The 16,374-nt window shown below is 40.3% G+C and carries 19 protein-coding genes and 1 pseudogene; 6 read left to right on the forward strand and 14 right to left on the reverse strand.

Going from position 1 to position 16,374, the window contains the following annotated elements; all coding sequences use genetic code 11:
* The first annotated feature begins 21 nt into the window (after positions 1-21).
* From efp to nusB, 3 genes are read left to right on the forward strand one after another with little or no spacing between them, the layout of a single operon-like run.
* Positions 22-582 carry an elongation factor P gene (gene efp / locus ACXYSN_RS04625; RefSeq protein WP_004251910.1) on the forward strand — a complete coding sequence of 187 codons (561 nt, stop codon included), beginning with the start codon at positions 22-24 and terminating at the stop codon, positions 580-582.
* Between the two features lie 21 nt (positions 583-603).
* Positions 604-993: an Asp23/Gls24 family envelope stress response protein gene (locus ACXYSN_RS04630; protein ID WP_036756919.1), complete on the forward strand. Its 390-nt coding sequence runs from the start codon at positions 604-606 to the stop codon at positions 991-993.
* Complete coding sequence (nusB, locus tag ACXYSN_RS04635) at positions 986-1,408, forward strand: transcription antitermination factor NusB (protein ID WP_004251901.1); 423 nt, start codon at positions 986-988, stop codon at positions 1,406-1,408. Before ACXYSN_RS04630 ends, nusB begins: the two co-directional genes overlap by 8 nt.
* A 53-nt stretch (positions 1,409-1,461) precedes the next feature.
* On the opposite strand, the pseudogene ACXYSN_RS04640 reads toward nusB, so the two are convergent.
* From ACXYSN_RS04640 to ACXYSN_RS04705, 14 genes and pseudogenes are all read right to left on the reverse strand, one after another.
* Positions 1,462-2,186 (reverse strand): annotated as a pseudogene (locus ACXYSN_RS04640) (lysostaphin resistance A-like protein).
* A gap of 158 nt (positions 2,187-2,344) precedes the next feature.
* Entirely contained in the window at positions 2,345-3,112 is a 768-nt protein-coding gene (locus ACXYSN_RS04645; RefSeq protein WP_458636317.1) for an acetyl-CoA carboxylase carboxyl transferase subunit alpha, read from the reverse strand.
* Positions 3,112-3,975: an acetyl-CoA carboxylase, carboxyltransferase subunit beta gene (gene accD / locus ACXYSN_RS04650; RefSeq protein WP_458636318.1), complete on the reverse strand. Its 864-nt coding sequence runs from the start codon at positions 3,973-3,975 to the stop codon at positions 3,112-3,114. Before accD ends, ACXYSN_RS04645 begins: the two co-directional genes overlap by 1 nt.
* Before the next feature lie 34 nt (positions 3,976-4,009).
* Complete coding sequence (gene accC / locus ACXYSN_RS04655; RefSeq protein ID WP_458636319.1) at positions 4,010-5,377, reverse strand: acetyl-CoA carboxylase biotin carboxylase subunit; 1,368 nt, start codon at positions 5,375-5,377, stop codon at positions 4,010-4,012.
* 11 nt (positions 5,378-5,388) lie between these two features.
* Positions 5,389-5,811 carry a 3-hydroxyacyl-ACP dehydratase FabZ gene (fabZ, locus tag ACXYSN_RS04660; RefSeq protein WP_006145014.1) on the reverse strand — a complete coding sequence of 141 codons (423 nt, stop codon included), beginning with the start codon at positions 5,809-5,811 and terminating at the stop codon, positions 5,389-5,391.
* Positions 5,808-6,290: an acetyl-CoA carboxylase biotin carboxyl carrier protein gene (accB, locus tag ACXYSN_RS04665; protein ID WP_458636320.1), complete on the reverse strand. Its 483-nt coding sequence runs from the start codon at positions 6,288-6,290 to the stop codon at positions 5,808-5,810. Before accB ends, fabZ begins: the two co-directional genes overlap by 4 nt.
* A gap of 2 nt (positions 6,291-6,292) precedes the next feature.
* Positions 6,293-7,528 carry a beta-ketoacyl-ACP synthase II gene (gene fabF, locus ACXYSN_RS04670; RefSeq protein ID WP_458636409.1) on the reverse strand — a complete coding sequence of 412 codons (1,236 nt, stop codon included), beginning with the start codon at positions 7,526-7,528 and terminating at the stop codon, positions 6,293-6,295.
* 22 nt (positions 7,529-7,550) lie between these two features.
* On the reverse strand, positions 7,551-8,285 hold the full coding sequence (gene fabG / locus ACXYSN_RS04675; RefSeq protein WP_458636321.1) for a 3-oxoacyl-[acyl-carrier-protein] reductase: 735 nt from the start codon (positions 8,283-8,285) through the stop codon (positions 7,551-7,553).
* Between the two features lie 32 nt (positions 8,286-8,317).
* Positions 8,318-9,238, reverse strand: a complete 921-nt coding sequence (gene fabD / locus ACXYSN_RS04680; protein WP_458636322.1) for an ACP S-malonyltransferase — start codon at positions 9,236-9,238, stop codon at positions 8,318-8,320.
* A complete protein-coding gene (gene fabK / locus ACXYSN_RS04685) occupies positions 9,231-10,205 on the reverse strand; it encodes an enoyl-[acyl-carrier-protein] reductase FabK (RefSeq protein WP_006150194.1) in 975 nt (324 codons plus the stop codon). The genes fabD and fabK overlap by 8 nt, the downstream gene beginning before the upstream one ends.
* Positions 10,206-10,321: 116 nt before the next feature.
* Positions 10,322-10,546: an acyl carrier protein gene (locus ACXYSN_RS04690; RefSeq protein WP_000257840.1), complete on the reverse strand. Its 225-nt coding sequence runs from the start codon at positions 10,544-10,546 to the stop codon at positions 10,322-10,324.
* A 58-nt stretch (positions 10,547-10,604) separates the two neighbouring features.
* Positions 10,605-11,579, reverse strand: a complete 975-nt coding sequence (locus ACXYSN_RS04695) for a beta-ketoacyl-ACP synthase III (protein ID WP_458636323.1) — start codon at positions 11,577-11,579, stop codon at positions 10,605-10,607.
* Complete coding sequence (gene fabT, locus ACXYSN_RS04700) at positions 11,579-12,013, reverse strand: fatty acid biosynthesis transcriptional regulator FabT (RefSeq protein WP_006150311.1); 435 nt, start codon at positions 12,011-12,013, stop codon at positions 11,579-11,581. Before fabT ends, ACXYSN_RS04695 begins: the two co-directional genes overlap by 1 nt.
* Before the next feature lie 91 nt (positions 12,014-12,104).
* Positions 12,105-12,890: an enoyl-CoA hydratase gene (locus tag ACXYSN_RS04705; protein ID WP_458636324.1), complete on the reverse strand. Its 786-nt coding sequence runs from the start codon at positions 12,888-12,890 to the stop codon at positions 12,105-12,107.
* A 253-nt stretch (positions 12,891-13,143) separates the two neighbouring features.
* Here ACXYSN_RS04705 and ACXYSN_RS04710 point away from each other — a divergent pair, with 253 nt between their 5' ends.
* The 3 genes from ACXYSN_RS04710 to serS all read left to right on the forward strand — a co-directional run bounded on the left by ACXYSN_RS04710 (position 13,144) and on the right by serS (position 16,370).
* Positions 13,144-14,508: an aspartate kinase gene (locus tag ACXYSN_RS04710; RefSeq protein WP_458636325.1), complete on the forward strand. Its 1,365-nt coding sequence runs from the start codon at positions 13,144-13,146 to the stop codon at positions 14,506-14,508.
* Positions 14,509-14,510: 2 nt separating this feature from the next.
* Positions 14,511-14,882: a DUF956 family protein gene (locus tag ACXYSN_RS04715; RefSeq protein ID WP_458636326.1), complete on the forward strand. Its 372-nt coding sequence runs from the start codon at positions 14,511-14,513 to the stop codon at positions 14,880-14,882.
* A 213-nt stretch (positions 14,883-15,095) separates the two neighbouring features.
* A complete protein-coding gene (gene serS / locus ACXYSN_RS04720) occupies positions 15,096-16,370 on the forward strand; it encodes a serine--tRNA ligase (RefSeq protein WP_458636327.1) in 1,275 nt (424 codons plus the stop codon).
* Positions 16,371-16,374 lie beyond the last annotated feature (4 nt).

The following is a 16,374-nucleotide window of genomic DNA, read 5'->3' on the forward strand; positions in this document are numbered from 1 at the left end:
ATTTATAAAAGAGGTATAAACATGATTGAAGCAAGTAAATTAAAGGCTGGTATGACCTTTGAAACAGCTGACGGAAAATTGATCCGCGTTTTGGAAGCTAGCCACCACAAACCAGGTAAAGGAAACACTATCATGCGTATGAAATTGCGTGATGTCCGTACTGGTTCAACATTTGAAACTAGCTACCGCCCAGAGGAAAAATTTGAACAAGCGATTATCGAAACTGTGCCAGCACAATACTTGTACAAAATGGATGATACAGCTTATTTCATGAACACTGAAACTTACGACCAATACGAAATTCCTGTTGTAAATGTTGAAAACGAATTGCTTTACATCCTTGAAAATTCTGAAGTTAAAATTCAATTTTACGGAACTGAAGTCATCGGTGTAACAGTACCTACAACTGTTGAATTGACAGTTGCTGAAACACAACCATCTATTAAAGGTGCTACTGTTACAGGTTCTGGTAAACCAGCTACAATGGAAACTGGACTTGTCGTTAACGTTCCAGACTTCATCGAAGCAGGACAAAAACTCGTTATCAACACTGCAGAAGGAACTTACGTTTCTCGTGCCTAATCTCTAGAAAGAGGTCATTCTATGGGAATTGAAGAACAATTAGGCGAAATCGTTATCGCCCCACGTGTACTTGAAAAAATCATTGCAATCGCTACAGCTAAAGTTGATGGTGTCCACTCTTTTTCAAATAAATCAGTATCTGACACCCTTTCAAAACTTTCACTCGGTCGTGGCGTCTATCTAAAAGAATCTGAAGAAGAACTAATAGCTGATATCTATCTCTATCTTGAGTATGGTGTCAAGGTTCCTAAGGTTGCAATGGCTATTCAAAAAGCTGTAAAAGATGCCGTTCGTAATATGGCTGATGTAGAACTCAATGCTGTGAATATTCACGTTGCTGGTATTGCACCAGATAAAACACCAAAACCAGCATTAACAGATTTGTTTGATGAGGACTTCCTCAATGACTAGTCCATTATTAGAATCTAGACGCGAACTACGAAAATGTGCCTTCCAAGCACTGATGAGTCTTGAATATGGTTCTGATATTGAAACTGCTTGTCGCTTCGCTTATACTCATGATCGAGAAGACGACGAGGTAAAACTCCCTAGCTTCCTAATCGATCTTGTATCTGGTGTTCAAGCTCAAAAAGAGGAACTAGACAAACAAATCACTCAGCATTTAAAGTCTGGTTGGACAATTGAACGTTTAACCTTAGTTGAAAAGAATTTATTGCGTTTAGGAGTTTTCGAAATCACTTCCTTCGATACTCCTCAACTTGTAGCTGTGAATGAAGCTATTGAACTTGCAAAAAGCTTTTCAGATCAAAAATCAGCCCGTTTTATTAACGGACTGCTCAGTCAATTTGTAACTGAAGAAAATTAAATATAAAAAGTGTTTGATAGATATCAAACACTTTTTATTTGTCTCCTCAAATGCTATCTAAAAAAACGATTATAGATTAAATTAGAAAGCAACAACCAGATGAAATCTGCATGAATGAGAAAGTTAATAAAACTATGGCACAGGATGGTGATTTTTAAATTCTTTGTCCAACGGTAGACTAAAGCAAAGAAAAGACCGTAAAAACAATAAATCATCAAACTGATGGGGTCGCGATGGGACAATACCAAATGACTGAGCCCAAATATAAGAGCTGATAAGATGACATCCAAGTAGTATTTGGACTTAGGGAAAAAGGTATTCATAAAATAGCCTCTATGAACAATCTCCTCCAATATAGGCCCCAAAATGACAACTGAGATAAAAGAGAAGCAAGTCGTTAAAATAGTAGATTGCTCACTGAAGGATAGGACCGCAAGAAGATCTTCAAAGATATAGTGATTATTAATGAAGCGACTAAACTGTACGTAAAAAGCACTTAAGAACTGACGGACAAAATAAGCAGCCACTAAACTAACTATAAGGTAAAAGAATCTCGATTTTTTCGAGCCCCTTTTCTCAAAAATATAGAGCTTTTTTTCTTTTTAAGCCAATAGATAACTAGTCCTAAAAGAGCTAATTGCTCTACTGCTACAATAATAGAATAGCCATCTATACCCCAGACAAATAGCTTAGCCAGATAAAGACTACTGAAATCTAGTAGATAAATTGATAGGAATACCAGTAATGTATAGATTCCCAAATGACCTATTTTTTTCATACTCACTCCCAAAAAGCTTTGTTGACTTATTTTTATAGCACACGTATCTCTTGTTATATTAACAGATATTTTTACAAGAGTCAATTTTTCATTCTGAAATGTATTTTATAGAATCTAAAAAGCTAGAACTAAGTATAAGTCTAGCTTTTTTATATTTCTTAATATTTTCTAAAGCGTTGGTAACGTTCCTCAATGAGCTGCTCTAGTGGCAGTTTCCCAAGTTCATCAAGTTCTGCTCGGAGTTGTTCTTTGACTTGCTTGATCAGATCTTTACTTGATAGACCTACCTCAGAGATAACCTTATCAACAATTTTCATATCTAGCAATTCGAAAGAAGTAATTTTCATCAACTCTGCAGCTTCCATGGCACGACTGCCATCTTTCCAAAGAATAGACGCAAAGCCTTCAGGACTGAGAACTGCATAGATCGAGTTTTCTAACATCCAAACACGGTCAGCTACTGCAAGAGCTAAAGCCCCTCCTGAGCCACCTTCACCGATAATAATGGCAATAATTGGCACCTTAAGATCGCTCATCTCCATGAGGTTACGGGCAATAGCTTCACCTTGCCCACGCTCTTCTGCTCCGACACCAGGATAGGCACCCGCAGTGTTGATAAAAGTGACAATAGGACGGCCAAATTTTTCAGCCTGCTTCATCAAGCGAAGGGCTTTTCGATAACCTTCAGGATGAGGTTGTCCAAAGTTACGGTTAAGATTATCCTGTAAGCTTTTACCTTTTTGAATTCCAACAACAGTTACTGCCTGGTCTCCCAACCAACCGATACCACCAATAACAGCACCATCATCTCGGAAAGAGCGATCACCATGTAGCTCTACAAAGTCATCAAATATTCCTGTTGCGAAGTCCAAGGCAGTTAAGCGGGTTTGTTCACGTGCTTCTCTGACGATTTTTGCAATATTCATCAACAATCCCCCTTATGTAACCTTACTAATCGAGCAATCATATCTGGCAATTCTCTCCGTTTAACAATCGCATCCACAAATCCATGTTCTAACAAAAACTCTGCCTTCTGGAAATCCTCTGGCAAATCTTCCCTTACGGTATTTTCAATGACACGACGTCCAGCAAATCCTACCAAACTTTGAGGCTCTGCCAAGATAATATCACCTTCCATGGCAAAGGAAGCTGTAACACCTCCGGTTGTTGGATCTGTTAGGATAGTCAGATAAAAGAGACCTGCATTGGAATGACGTTTAACTGCTGCAGAGATTTTAGCCATCTGCATCAAACTCATGATTCCTTCTTGCATACGTGCTCCACCAGATGCTGTAAATAAGACGACTGGTAATTTTTCAGCTGTCGCATATTCAAACAATCGGGTGATTTTCTCACCAACGATCGTTCCCATAGACGCCATGATAAAGTTGGAATCCATGATTCCGAGGGCTACCTTTTCCCCCTTGATCAAAGCAGTTCCTGTAACAACAGCCTCATCAAGCCCTGTTTTTTCACGCATAGAGGCTAATTTTTTCTGGTAGCCTGGAAATTCCAATGGATCCTGCGTCTCAATTCCTGTAAACATCTCTAAGAAGCTTCCCATATCGATGGTCAAAGAAAGACGCTCTTGAGCTGAGATACGGAAGGTATAGCCACAGTGAGGACAAATACGCTCACTCCCTAAATCTTTTTGGTAAATGGTGTGTTTACAACCTGGACATTTTGAGAAGAGTTCGTCTGGAACCTCAGGTTTAGCTTGGGGCTTTTCTCTAAGTGAACGATTGGGATTAATTCGTATATATTTATCTTTTTTACTAAATAGAGCCATACATCCCCCTTTTCAGTCTCATACTCTTTTTATATTATTCTTTTTCTTGATAGTGTGGTAAGAAAGTTTCCATCAAGAATGAAGTATCGTAGTCTCCTGCTATCACTCGACGATCAGAAATCAAATCGAGCTGAAAATCAGCATTGGTGACAACCCCTTCAATTTCGAGTTCATAAAGAGCTCGTTGCATTTTCATGAGTGCATCAAATCGATTTTCACCATGAACAATAATTTTAGCAATCATACTATCATAGTATGGCGGAATGCTATAACCAGGATAAACTGCAGAGTCAACACGCAAGCCCACACCACCACTTGGTAGATAAAGATTGGTAATCTTCCCTGGGCTTGGTGCAAAATTAAAGGCTGGGTTTTCTGCATTGATACGGCACTCAATGGAATGTCCTTTTAGAACAATGTCTTCTTGTTTCAAAGTCAATGGTTGACCCGCTGCGATACGGATTTGTTCCTTGACAATATCTACACCTGAAACAAATTCGGTTACCGGGTGTTCCACTTGGACACGCGTATTCATCTCCATAAAGTAGAATTTGCCACTTGCTTCATCTAGTAGGAATTCAATCGTACCAGCATTTTCGTAGCCTACAGACTCCGCTGCACGAACTGCCGCAGCACCAATTTCATTACGAAGGGTTTTTCCAATAGCAATCGAAGGACTTTCTTCTAAAACCTTTTGGTTATTCCGTTGAAGCGAACAGTCACGCTCACCAAGGTGAATAACATGTCCCATTTGGTCAGCAAGAATCTGTACTTCAATATGGCGAGCAGGATAAATCACACGCTCAAGGTACATAGCTCCATTACCAAAGTTGGCTTTGGCTTCACTAGAGGCTGTTTCAAAGGCTGACACGAGATCTTCTGCTTTTTCAACCTTACGAATCCCTTTTCCACCACCTCCAGCTGAAGCTTTCAGCATAACTGGATAACCAATTTTTTCAGCAATAGCAAGAGCCTCTTCTGCTGTATGGACCTCTCCATCTGATCCTGGAATGACAGGCACGTTTGCCTTAATCATTTGAGCACGGGCGTTAATTTTATCTCCCATGACATCCATGACGCGAGCTGATGGTCCGATAAATTTGATCCCAACTTCTTCACACATAGTTGCAAATTTGGAATTTTCACTTAAGAAACCAAATCCAGGGTGAATAGCTTCAGCTTCAGTCAATACCGCAGCTGATAGGATGGCATTGATGTTCAGATAAGATTCTGTAGCCTTCCCAGGGCCGATACAGATAGCCTCATCAGCCAAAAGCGTGTGGAGAGCTTCCTTGTCAGCAGTTGAATAAACAGCGACTGTTGCAATTCCTAATTCTCGTGCCGCACGAATAATACGAACAGCGATTTCACCACGATTGGCAATTAAAATCTTACGAAACATGGAAAACCTCCCTAGTTTCCAATAGCAAAGGTTAGAGTACCGCTTGCTGCAAGCTTACCATCTACTTCTGCCTTCGCTTCTACTACGGCGATTGTGCCACGACGCTTGACAAAAGTTGCTGTCATGACAAGCTGATCACCAGGAACAACTTGTTTCTTAAATTTCACTTTGTCCATACCAGCATAGAAAACAAGCTTCCCTTTGTTTTCAGGTTTTGATAATTCCAAAACACCTGCTGTTTGTGCCAAAGCTTCCATGATCAAGACACCTGGCATTACAGGGTAGGCTGGAAAGTGTCCGTTGAAGAAAGGTTCGTTAATCGTTACATTTTTAATAGCAACAATTGTATCTTCACTGACTTCCAAGACACGATCCACTAAGAGCATGGGATAACGGTGGGGCAAAGCTTCTTTAATTCCTTGAATATCAATCATTTGATACGTACCAAGCCTTTCCCGAACTCAACCATTTCTTCATTGGCAACAAGAATTTCTGTTACGACACCATCTTTAGGTGCTGGAATTTCGTTCATGACCTTCATGGCTTCAATGATAACCAAGGTTTGGCCTTTTTTAACAGTATCACCAACTGAAACAAAATTAGGTTTATCAGGTCCGGCAGCCAAGTAAGCAACTCCGACAAGTGGACTTTCTACAAGGTCTCCTTCAGCTACAGACTCAGTAACACTTGATTCTGAAGCTGCTTCTGCAGCTGGCGTTGTAGTTGGAACTTGTGGTGCAACTGTAGGTGTAGTTGCTGGAACCACAGGTTGAGGTGTTGGACTTGTTTCTGCAACAAGTTTTGTTTCATTCTTACTGAAGACCAACTCATCCGTTCCATTTTTATAAGAAAATTCTTTCAAGCTTGACTGGTCAAATTGTGCCATCAAGTCTTTGATTTCTTTTAAATTCATCTTTACTTATTCTCCCAACGTTTGAAAGCAAGAACTGCATTATGTCCACCAAATCCAAAGGTATTTGAGATAGCATAAGGAATTTCACGTTCCACTCCTTGTCCATAAATGACGTTTGCTTCAATGTAGTCTGATAATTCTGTTGTTCCAGCTGTCATTGGAACATAGTTGTTACGAATTGCTTCAATTGTTGCAATGGCTTCAACTGCACCTGCCGCACCGAGTAAGTGTCCTGTAAATGACTTGGTTGAAGATACAGGTACTTCCTTACCAAGAACCGCTACAATCGCTCCACTTTCTCCTTTTTCATTAGCTGGAGTTGATGTACCGTGGGCATTGACATAGGCTACTTGGTCTGGTGTAATCTCAGCTTCATCCAAGGCAAGTTTGATAGCTTTAATAGCCCCTTGACCTTCTGGATGTGGTGAAGTCATGTGGTAAGCATCACAAGTGTTACCATAACCAACAACTTCGGCAAGGATAGTTGCTCCACGTTTTTCTGCGTGCTCTAAGCTTTCAAGAACCAACATACCTGATCCTTCACCCATGACAAATCCATTACGGTCTTTGTCAAATGGAATAGAAGCACGAGTTGGATCTTCTGTTGTTGAAAGAGCTGTTAAGGCTTGGAAACCTGCAATCGCAAATGGAGTAATAGATGATTCTGAACCACCAACCAACATGATATCTTGGAAACCAAACTTGATAGAACGGAAGGCATCTCCGATAGCATCATTTGATGAAGCACAAGCTGTATTGATAGATTTACAGATACCATTTGCACCAAAGCGCATAGCAACATTTCCTGCTGCCATATTTGGCAAGGCTTTTGGAAGTGTCAATGGTTTTACACGTTTTGGTCCTTTTTCGTGAAGTCGAAGGACTTGATCTTCGATTTCTCTGATTCCACCGATACCTGATGCAACAATGACACCAAAGCGATCTTTATCAAGCGCTTCTACGTCAAGATTTGCATTGTTCACCGCTTCTTGAGCTGCATACAAGGCATATAAAGAATAATCATCGAAACGATTGGTATCCTTTTTTACAAAGTATTTGTCAAACGGAAAATCGTTAATTTCTGCTGCATTATGAACATCAAAAGCACTGTGATCGAATTTGGTGATCTCACCAATTCCAATGTTTCCATTTTTAAGACTGTTCCAAAATTCTTCTGGTGTGTTACCGATTGGAGATGTTAATCCATAACCTGTTACTACTACTCGATTTAGTTTCATTTTCATACCTCTATTTTAACTCTTATTGCATGGTTAGTCCACCATCAATTGCAATGACTTGTCCCGTTAGATAATCTTGACTTGCAAGAAAGGCTGTGACCTCTGCGACTTGCTCAGCTTGGCCAAATTGTTTCATCGGAATTTGTGCTAACATAGCATCTTTCACCTTATCAGATAGAACCGCAGTCATGTCTGATTCGATCATTCCTGGAGCAATGGCATTGACGCGAACATTTCGATTGGCAACTTCACGTGCTACTGATTTAGTAAATCCAATCAGACCAGCTTTAGAAGCAGCGTAGTTTGCTTGACCGACATTTCCCATCAAACCGACAACACTCGACATGTTGATAATGGCACCTTCACGTGCTTTTATCATCTGTTTCAAAACAGCTTGTGTCATATTGAAGGCACCTGTCAAATTGATTTTCAAGACCTTCTCAAAATCTTCTTCTGTCATCTTCAGCATGAGGGTGTCTTGAGTAATCCCAGCATTATTCACTAGGACATCAACTGAACCTAGTTCTTCAATCGCTTGATCCACCATGCGTTTTGCATCTGTGAAGTCTGAGACATCACCAGAAATAGCAAGTACCTTGACCCCATATGGTTTAAACTCGTTTAGAAGCTCCTCGGAGATTTCACCACGACTATTCAAGACAACGTTGGCTCCCAAGCTGGCAAATTTATGAGCAATGGCGAGACCAATTCCTCGACTTGAGCCTGTAATAAAGACATTTTTCTGTTCTAGTTTCATTTTTCTCCTTTCAGAACTTCTACTATTTTGATCTAATTTTCTAAGAGTGCTTGTAAACTTGCTTGATCTTCAACATTTGCAAGTTGAGCAGTTTTATCAATCTTTTTGACGAATCCTGACAAGACTTTTCCAGGACCAATCTCTATAAAACGAGTGACTCCCGCTTCTTTCATGACTGCAATGCTCTCATAAAAACGAACAGGTTCCTTAACTTGACGAGTCAAGAGTTCTGCAATTCGTTCTTTTTCCATGACCTTTGCTTCTGTATTTCCAACAAGAGGACAAGCAAAATCAGAAAATTCAACTGCTGTCAGGGCTTGTGCTAATTTTTGACTTGCAGGCTCCAATAAAGCTGTATGGAAAGGTCCAGAAACATTTAGAGGAATCAAGCGTTTTGCTCCCGCTTCCTGCAAAAGTTCAACTGCACGATCTACAGCAACCACCTCACCACCAATAACAATTTGACTTGGGGTATTGTAGTTAGCTGGAGTCACAACACCAAGTTGAGAAGCTTCTTGACAAGCTTGTTCAATAACTTCAACTGAAGTATTGAGTACGGCTACCATTTTACCAGACCCAGCAGGTGCCGCATCTTCCATATAAGATCCACGCTTAGCAACTAGAGCCACCGCATCCTCAAAATCCAAAGCACCACTAGCTACGAGGGCAGAATATTCACCAAGAGACAGACCTGCCACCATATCTGGTTGGTAACCCTTCTCCTTTAGTAGTCGGTAAATGGAAACGGATGTAGCCAAAATAGCTGGTTGTGTGTAACGAGTCTGATTTAGCTTCGTTTCATCGTTATCAATCAAGTCACGAAGATCATAACCTAAGACCTGGCTAGCTTGGTCGATTGTTTCCTTTACGATAGCATATTGGTCGTATAGTTCACGTCCCATTCCAAGGTACTGGGCTCCTTGACCTGCAAATAGAAAGGCTGTTTTAGTCATTTCTTGTAACTCCTGCCCAACGAGCGGCTTCTGATTGAATCTTTTCAGCTGCACCATAGTAGATATCTTTTAAGATTTCTTCAACAGTTTCTTCTTTCGATACCAAACCTGCAATCTGACCGGCCATTACTGAACCACCATCCACGTCACCATGGACAACAGCCTTAGCTAAGGCTCCAGCGCCCATTTGTTCAAAGATTTCTAAGTCTGGATTTTCTTGTTTAAAGGCATCTTTTTCAGCTTGCTCGAAATCACGAGTCAATTGGTTTTTGATGGCACGAACTGCGTGTCCAAAATGTTGTGCTGAAATCGTTGTATCAATATCACGGGCTTTTAAAATCTTAGCTTTATAGTTTGGATGAGCATTAGATTCCTTAGCAACTACAAAACGAGTTCCTACTTGAACAGCTTCTGCACCAAGCATAAATCCAGCTGCAGCTCCCTCACCGTCTGCAATACCACCTGCAGCGATTACAGGAATTGAAACAGCCGCCGCAACTTGACGTACCAAGGTCATAGTTGTTAATTTACCAATATGTCCGCCGGCTTCCATACCTTCAGCAATGACGGCATCTGCACCGATTTTTTCCATGCGTTTCGCCAATGCAACACTAGGAACTACAGGAATAACGGTAATTCCAGCATCATGGAATCGCTCCATGTATTTGCTTGGATTTCCTGCACCAGTTGTGACTACCTTAACCCCTTCTTCAATAACGAGGTCAACAATATCATCTACAAATGGAGACAGAAGCATAATGTTAACACCAAAAGGTTTATCTGTTAAAGATTTAATCTTATCGATATTAGCTTTAACAACTTCTTTAGGTGCGTTTCCTCCACCAATGATTCCGAGACCACCAGCTTTTGAAACAGCTCCAGCCAAATCGCCATCTGCCACCCAGGCCATTCCACCTTGGAAGATAGGATATTTAATATTTAATAGTTCAGTGATACGTGTTTTCATATTGCCTCCATAAATCTTGCTTACGTAATAGTTCGACTTTATTATAATTTGACGATCAAACTATTACCTAAACAAGAGGGAGCGGGTCTCCCCTACTCCTTCTTTATTTATTCTAATTATTTTGTTTGCTCTTCAACGTAAGCAACCAAGTCACCAACTGTTTTCAAGTTATCTTCAGCTTCGATTTGGATATCAAAAGCATCTTCGATTTCTGAGATAACTTGGAACAAGTCCAATGAATCTGCATCCAAATCATCAAAAGTAGATTCAAGTGTTACTTCTGATGCATCTTTTCCAAGTTCTTCAACGATAATTTCTTGTACTTTTTCAAATACTGCCATGATAGACTCCTTTAAAATAAATAGTTTTTTTATAACAATGTGATCACCACATGATTACCTAAATTGTAACAATAAGTGTGCCCCATGTCAAACCTCCACCGAAACCTGACAAAAGAATTTTTTGGCTACCATCTAAATTGATGAGCCCTTCTTCTACACACTCAGAAAGTAAAATCGGGATACTTGCCGCACTGGTATTTCCATACTTCATCATATTAGCAGGAAGTTTGTCACGATCGACACCGATTTTTCTAGCCATCTTTTCCAAAATGCGAATATTAGCTTGATGAAGCAAGAGATAATCGAGTTCATCTGCTGATATTGGACTTTTTTCGATGGTCTGTTTAATAGATTTAGCCACGTCTCGAATTGCAAAGTCAAAAACTGCTCTCCCATCCATTTTTAAGAAAACATCTGGTTCTTCTTGAATCGAAAATGGTGAAATCAATCCTGTCTTTCCATAGGTGAGACACTCACCACGAGAACCATCGCTATTGAGACTTTCTGCTAAGAAATGTTCTTGATCACTTGCCTCAAGTAGCACTCCGCCAGCTCCATCTCCAAACAAGACAGCTGTTGAGCGGTCAGACCAGTCCAAAGATTTTGACATGGTCTCACTACCGATAACAAGACCTTTTCGATATGTTCCTGAAGAAATGAACTTTTCTGCAGTTGATAAGGCGAAGACAAATCCACTACAAGCGGCTGTTAAATCATAAGCAAAAGCCTTATGAGCGCCGATTTTGGCCTGAACACGGGCAGCTGTTGAAGGCATCATCGAGTCAGGTGTCATAGTAGCCAGAATAATGAAATCTAGCTCTTCAGCAGAAATCCTTGCCTTCTCTAGAAGTTGCCTTGCAACCTCTGTCGCTAAATCTCCTGTTGATTCTGTCTTAGAAATATGACGTTCTTTAATCCCTGTCCGACTTGAAATCCATTCATCACTCGTATCCATGACCTGAGCCAAGTCCTCGTTTGTGACAATCTGCTCTGGAGCATAATGAGCGACCTGGCTTATTTTTGCAAAAGCCATTATTTCAAATCCTCCAAAAAGTGATAAAGATTAGTCAACCCTCTACCCATAACATCCATTTCCTCAGGGCTCATTCCTTCGATAATTCTTTCGACCATGGCCTTATGGAAACGTTTATGGAGACGATGTACAAGGCGACCTTTCTTTGTCAAATGAAGATGTACTACACGACGATCCTGATCTGAACGAATCCGTTCGATGTATCCTTTTCGCTCCAGATTGTTTAAGCTCGTTGTCACAGTCCCTAGTGTTACCATCAACTCTTTGGAAACTTGACTAGGAGTCACTTCTGGATACTTACCGATAACATCAATCGTATGCATTTCTTTGATAGAGATATCTTTGAAACGACTACCTCGCAAACTTACTTCCTCGATCACTAGGACGTTGTTAAAAATTGATGTTAAATAGTCATTGACTTGTTGGTAGTCCATTTCTCTTCCCTCCTTACCAAAAAAAGTTTTATAATCAAAACATTTGACTAGAAAAGTATATCAAACTTCAAAGAATTGTGCAAGCATTTTTTTATTTCCCGACAAATTTTGGACGTCTTCTCTCAGAATGTGCACGTACACCTTCTTTAAAATCTTCTGTGTAAGAAAGTGATTCTTGCAATTCTAATTCAAGTTTAGCGTATTCATGCCACTGTTTAAACTCACTTTCCCAAACAAGTTTCTTAATCGCAGCATAGGAATTTGAAGAACCGCGTCTCAACTTCTTCAACAATTGTTCTCTAGTTTTTTCTAATTGTTCACTAATGCATAGGCGATACAATGCTCCTGCTTCAAAGGCTTTTTCAGCGGTAAAAGCTTCGCCTGTCATCGCTAATTGAGTTGCTCGAGTTGCACCTAGAGATCGTGTAAGCAAGAATAAGCCACCTGCATCAGGAGCTAAGCCCACACCTACAAAAGCCTGGATGAATTTAGCTTTGTCAGATGCAATACAGAAATCAACTGCTAAGGCCATATTTGCTGCGGCTCCAGCAACTGCTCCGTCAACTTCCATGATGACTGGCTTAGGAATCTGTTTAATCTTATAAGAAATTGAATTAACCAATTCAGCAATTCGTGCAAGTGAAGCAATATCATCCTCATCGACAGCACGTTTCATCTCAACCAAGTCTCCACCGACAGAAAATACCTTTCCTGCTGCATTGATAAGAATAAATGAAACGGAATCATCCTTTTCAGCCAATTCCAGTGCTTCTAAAATTTCTTCACACATAGGAATATGGAAACCATTTGCCACTTCGGGACGATTTAAAGTAATTGTTGCTAAATCGTCTTGAATTTGAAAGATAATATGATTCATAGCTACTCCTTTAATTTAAAAAGCTGATTAAATTATTTTATCTTCAAAGTATATCTTTTTATTTCTATTTACACAAGCAAAAATCGATAAAAAGTGTATCAGCCGATTTTGTAAATATATTTTCTATCTTTAAAATAGTTTGGTTGAGATAATCATGTCCAGACCTCTTACAAGAAGCTGGCTTTCCTATCGCAGATTGAAAAAAGACCTCCTTTCTGCTATAATCGTATAAAATACTATCTTAGGAGTTCTTATGAAAGTTGTAAAATTTGGAGGAAGTTCACTTGCCTCTGCAAGCCAGTTGAAAAAGGTTTTAGACATTGTAAAAAGTGATCCTGAACGTCGTTTTGTAGTTGTATCTGCACCAGGAAAGCGTGATGCTGAAGATACCAAGGTTACAGATGCTTTGATTAAATATTATCGTGACTATGTGGCAGGAAACGATATCAGTGCTAGTCAAAACTGGATTATCGACCGTTACGCTGCAATGGTTAGCAAACTAGGACTTAAACCAGCTGTTTTAGAACGAATCTCTAAAAGTATCCGAGCACTCGCTACTCTTCCAATTGAAAACAACGAATTTCTTTACGATACTTTTCTCGCTGCAGGGGAAAATAATAACGCTAAACTAATCGCAGCTTACTTCAACCAAAATGGATTAGATGCACGCTATGTTCATCCACGAGAAGCCGGTATTGTTGTAACAAGCGAACCTGGTAACGCTCGTATCATTCCTTCAAGCTATGATAAAATCGAGGAACTCAATAACGGCACAGAAGTCCTTGTTATTCCTGGATTCTTCGGTGTCACAAAAGAAAACCAAATCTGTACCTTCTCCCGTGGAGGATCTGATATCACAGGTTCTATCATTGCTGCCGGTGTCAAAGCAGACCTTTACGAGAACTTTACTGATGTTAATGGGATTTTTGCGGCTCACCCTGGTATTATTCACAAACCACACTCAATTCCTGAATTGACTTACCGTGAAATGCGTGAATTGGCTTATGCTGGATTTTCTGTGCTCCATGACGAAGCTCTCTTGCCAGCCTACCGCGGGAAAATTCCTTTGGTTATCAAGAACACCAATAACCCTGACCATCCAGGTACTCGTATCGTACTACAACATAGTAGTGATAAATTCCCAGTAGTAGGAATCGCAGGTGACTCTGGCTTTGTCAGCATCAATATGTCTAAGTACCTTATGAACCGTGAAATCGGGTTTGGTCGTAAAGTTCTTCAAATTCTTGAAGACTTAAATATCGGTTGGGAACATATGCCAACTGGTATCGATGACCTATCTATCATTTTACGTTCACGAGAATTAACTCCTATCAAAGAAGAAGAAATCCTTCGTCAACTTGTTCAAAAAGCTGAAGTTGACCACGCTGAAATCGAACATGACCTGTCTATCATAATGATTGTTGGAGAAAAAATGAAGCGCCATATCGGGGTAACTGCTACAGCTACTCGTGCCTTGTCTGAAAATAATATCAACATCCAAATGATGTCACAAGGTTCGAGCGAAGTTTCTATCATGTTCGTTGTTCAAAAAGACCAAGAAAAAGCTGCCATCAAGGCTCTCTACCAAGCATTTTTCGGTGAAAGTAAGGAAGACTAAACATGGCACAATCCCTCAACAAAGTCGTTGACATACAAACCACTGGAACTTCCTACCTTTCCATTTCAGGAAAGGTCGGAAAATTCCTTGTTGGAGATCAAGCACTAGAATTTTACGCAGACCGTAATGTCGAAGATTACATTCAAATCCCATGGTCCAGCATTCATCAAATCGGAGCCAATGTTTCGGGCCGTAAGGTTAGTCGTCACTTTGAAGTTTTTACAGACCAAGGAAAATTCCTCTTTGCCTCAAAAGATTCTGGAAAAATTCTTAAAATTGCTCGTGAAAAACTAGGTAATGATAAGGTCATTAAGCTTCCTACCCTGGTCCAAATCATCGGTCGTAAAATCAAAAATCTATTTGCAAAAAAATAGAAAGTTTAGTATAATCATAGAAACGGATAAGTAGGTTATCCTCTTCTTCCAGAAAGTCTGCGGATGCTGCGAGCAGATAGGAGAGATAGGTGAAATTCTACCGTTGTTTTAAATCAAATACAGAATCAAGTGCACACCTGTGAAGTTGGATGGAACCGTGGCCCTGCCACTCCAACGCTTTGTCAGGTGTGCTTTTTTCATAAAGGAGTTTATATGTTAGATATCAAACGTATTCGTACAGACTTTGATGCTGTCGCAGAAAAACTAGCTACACGTGGTGTAGATGCTGCTATCTTGAACGAGATGAAAGAAATCGATGCAAAACGTCGTGATATCTTGGTCAAGGTTGAAACGCTTAAAGCGGAACGTAATACAGTTTCTGCTGAGATTGCTCAAGCTAAACGCAACAAAGAAAATGCAGACGATAAAATTGCTGCCATGCAAGCTCTCTCTGCCGAGGTCAAAGCTCTGGATGCAGAATTGGCAGAGATCGATGCGAAATTGACAGAATTTACCACAACTCTTCCCAACATCCCTGCTGATAGTGTTCCTATCGGTGCTGACGAAGACGATAACGTAGAAGTTCGCCGTTGGGGAACTCCTCGCGAGTTTGGCTTTGAACCAAAAGCTCACTGGGATCTAGGTGAAGACCTCGGTATTCTTGACTGGGAACGTGGTGGAAAAGTCACTGGCGCTCGCTTCCTCTTCTATAAAGGACTTGGAGCTCGTTTGGAACGTGCTATCTACAACTTTATGTTGGATGAGCATGGTAAAGAAGGCTATACAGAAGTCATCACACCTTACATGGTCAACTATGATTCTATGTTTGGTACTGGTCAATATCCAAAATTCAAAGAAGATACGTTTGAATTGAAAGATACGAACTATGTCCTCATTCCTACAGCTGAGGTTCCTCTGACCAACTACTACCGTGATGAAATTCTTGACGGAAAAGACTTGCCAATCTACTTTACCGCGATGAGTCCATCATTCCGTTCTGAAGCTGGTTCAGCTGGTCGCGATACTCGTGGATTGATCCGTTTGCACCAATTCCACAAGGTTGAAATGGTGAAATTTGCTAAACCTGAAGAATCATACGAAGAATTGGAAAAGATGACAGCTAACGCTGAAAACATCCTTCAAAAACTCAACCTTCCATACCGTGTGGTAGCTCTCTCTACAGGAGATATGGGCTTCTCAGCAGCAAAAACTTACGACTTGGAAGTGTGGATTCCTGCACAAAATACTTATCGTGAAATCTCAAGCTGTTCAAATACAGAAGATTTCCAAGCTCGTCGTGCCCAAATCCGTTACCGTGATGAAGCAGATGGAAAAGTGAAACTCCTTCACACTTTGAACGGTTCTGGACTTGCTGTTGGACGTACCGTTGCTGCTATTCTTGAAAACTATCAAAATGAAGATGGTTCTGTGACTATTCCTGAAGTTCTTCGTCCATACATGGGTGGAGCTGAAGTCATCAAACCATAACATT

The sequence above is a fragment of the Streptococcus sp. V869 genome (assembly GCF_054353515.1).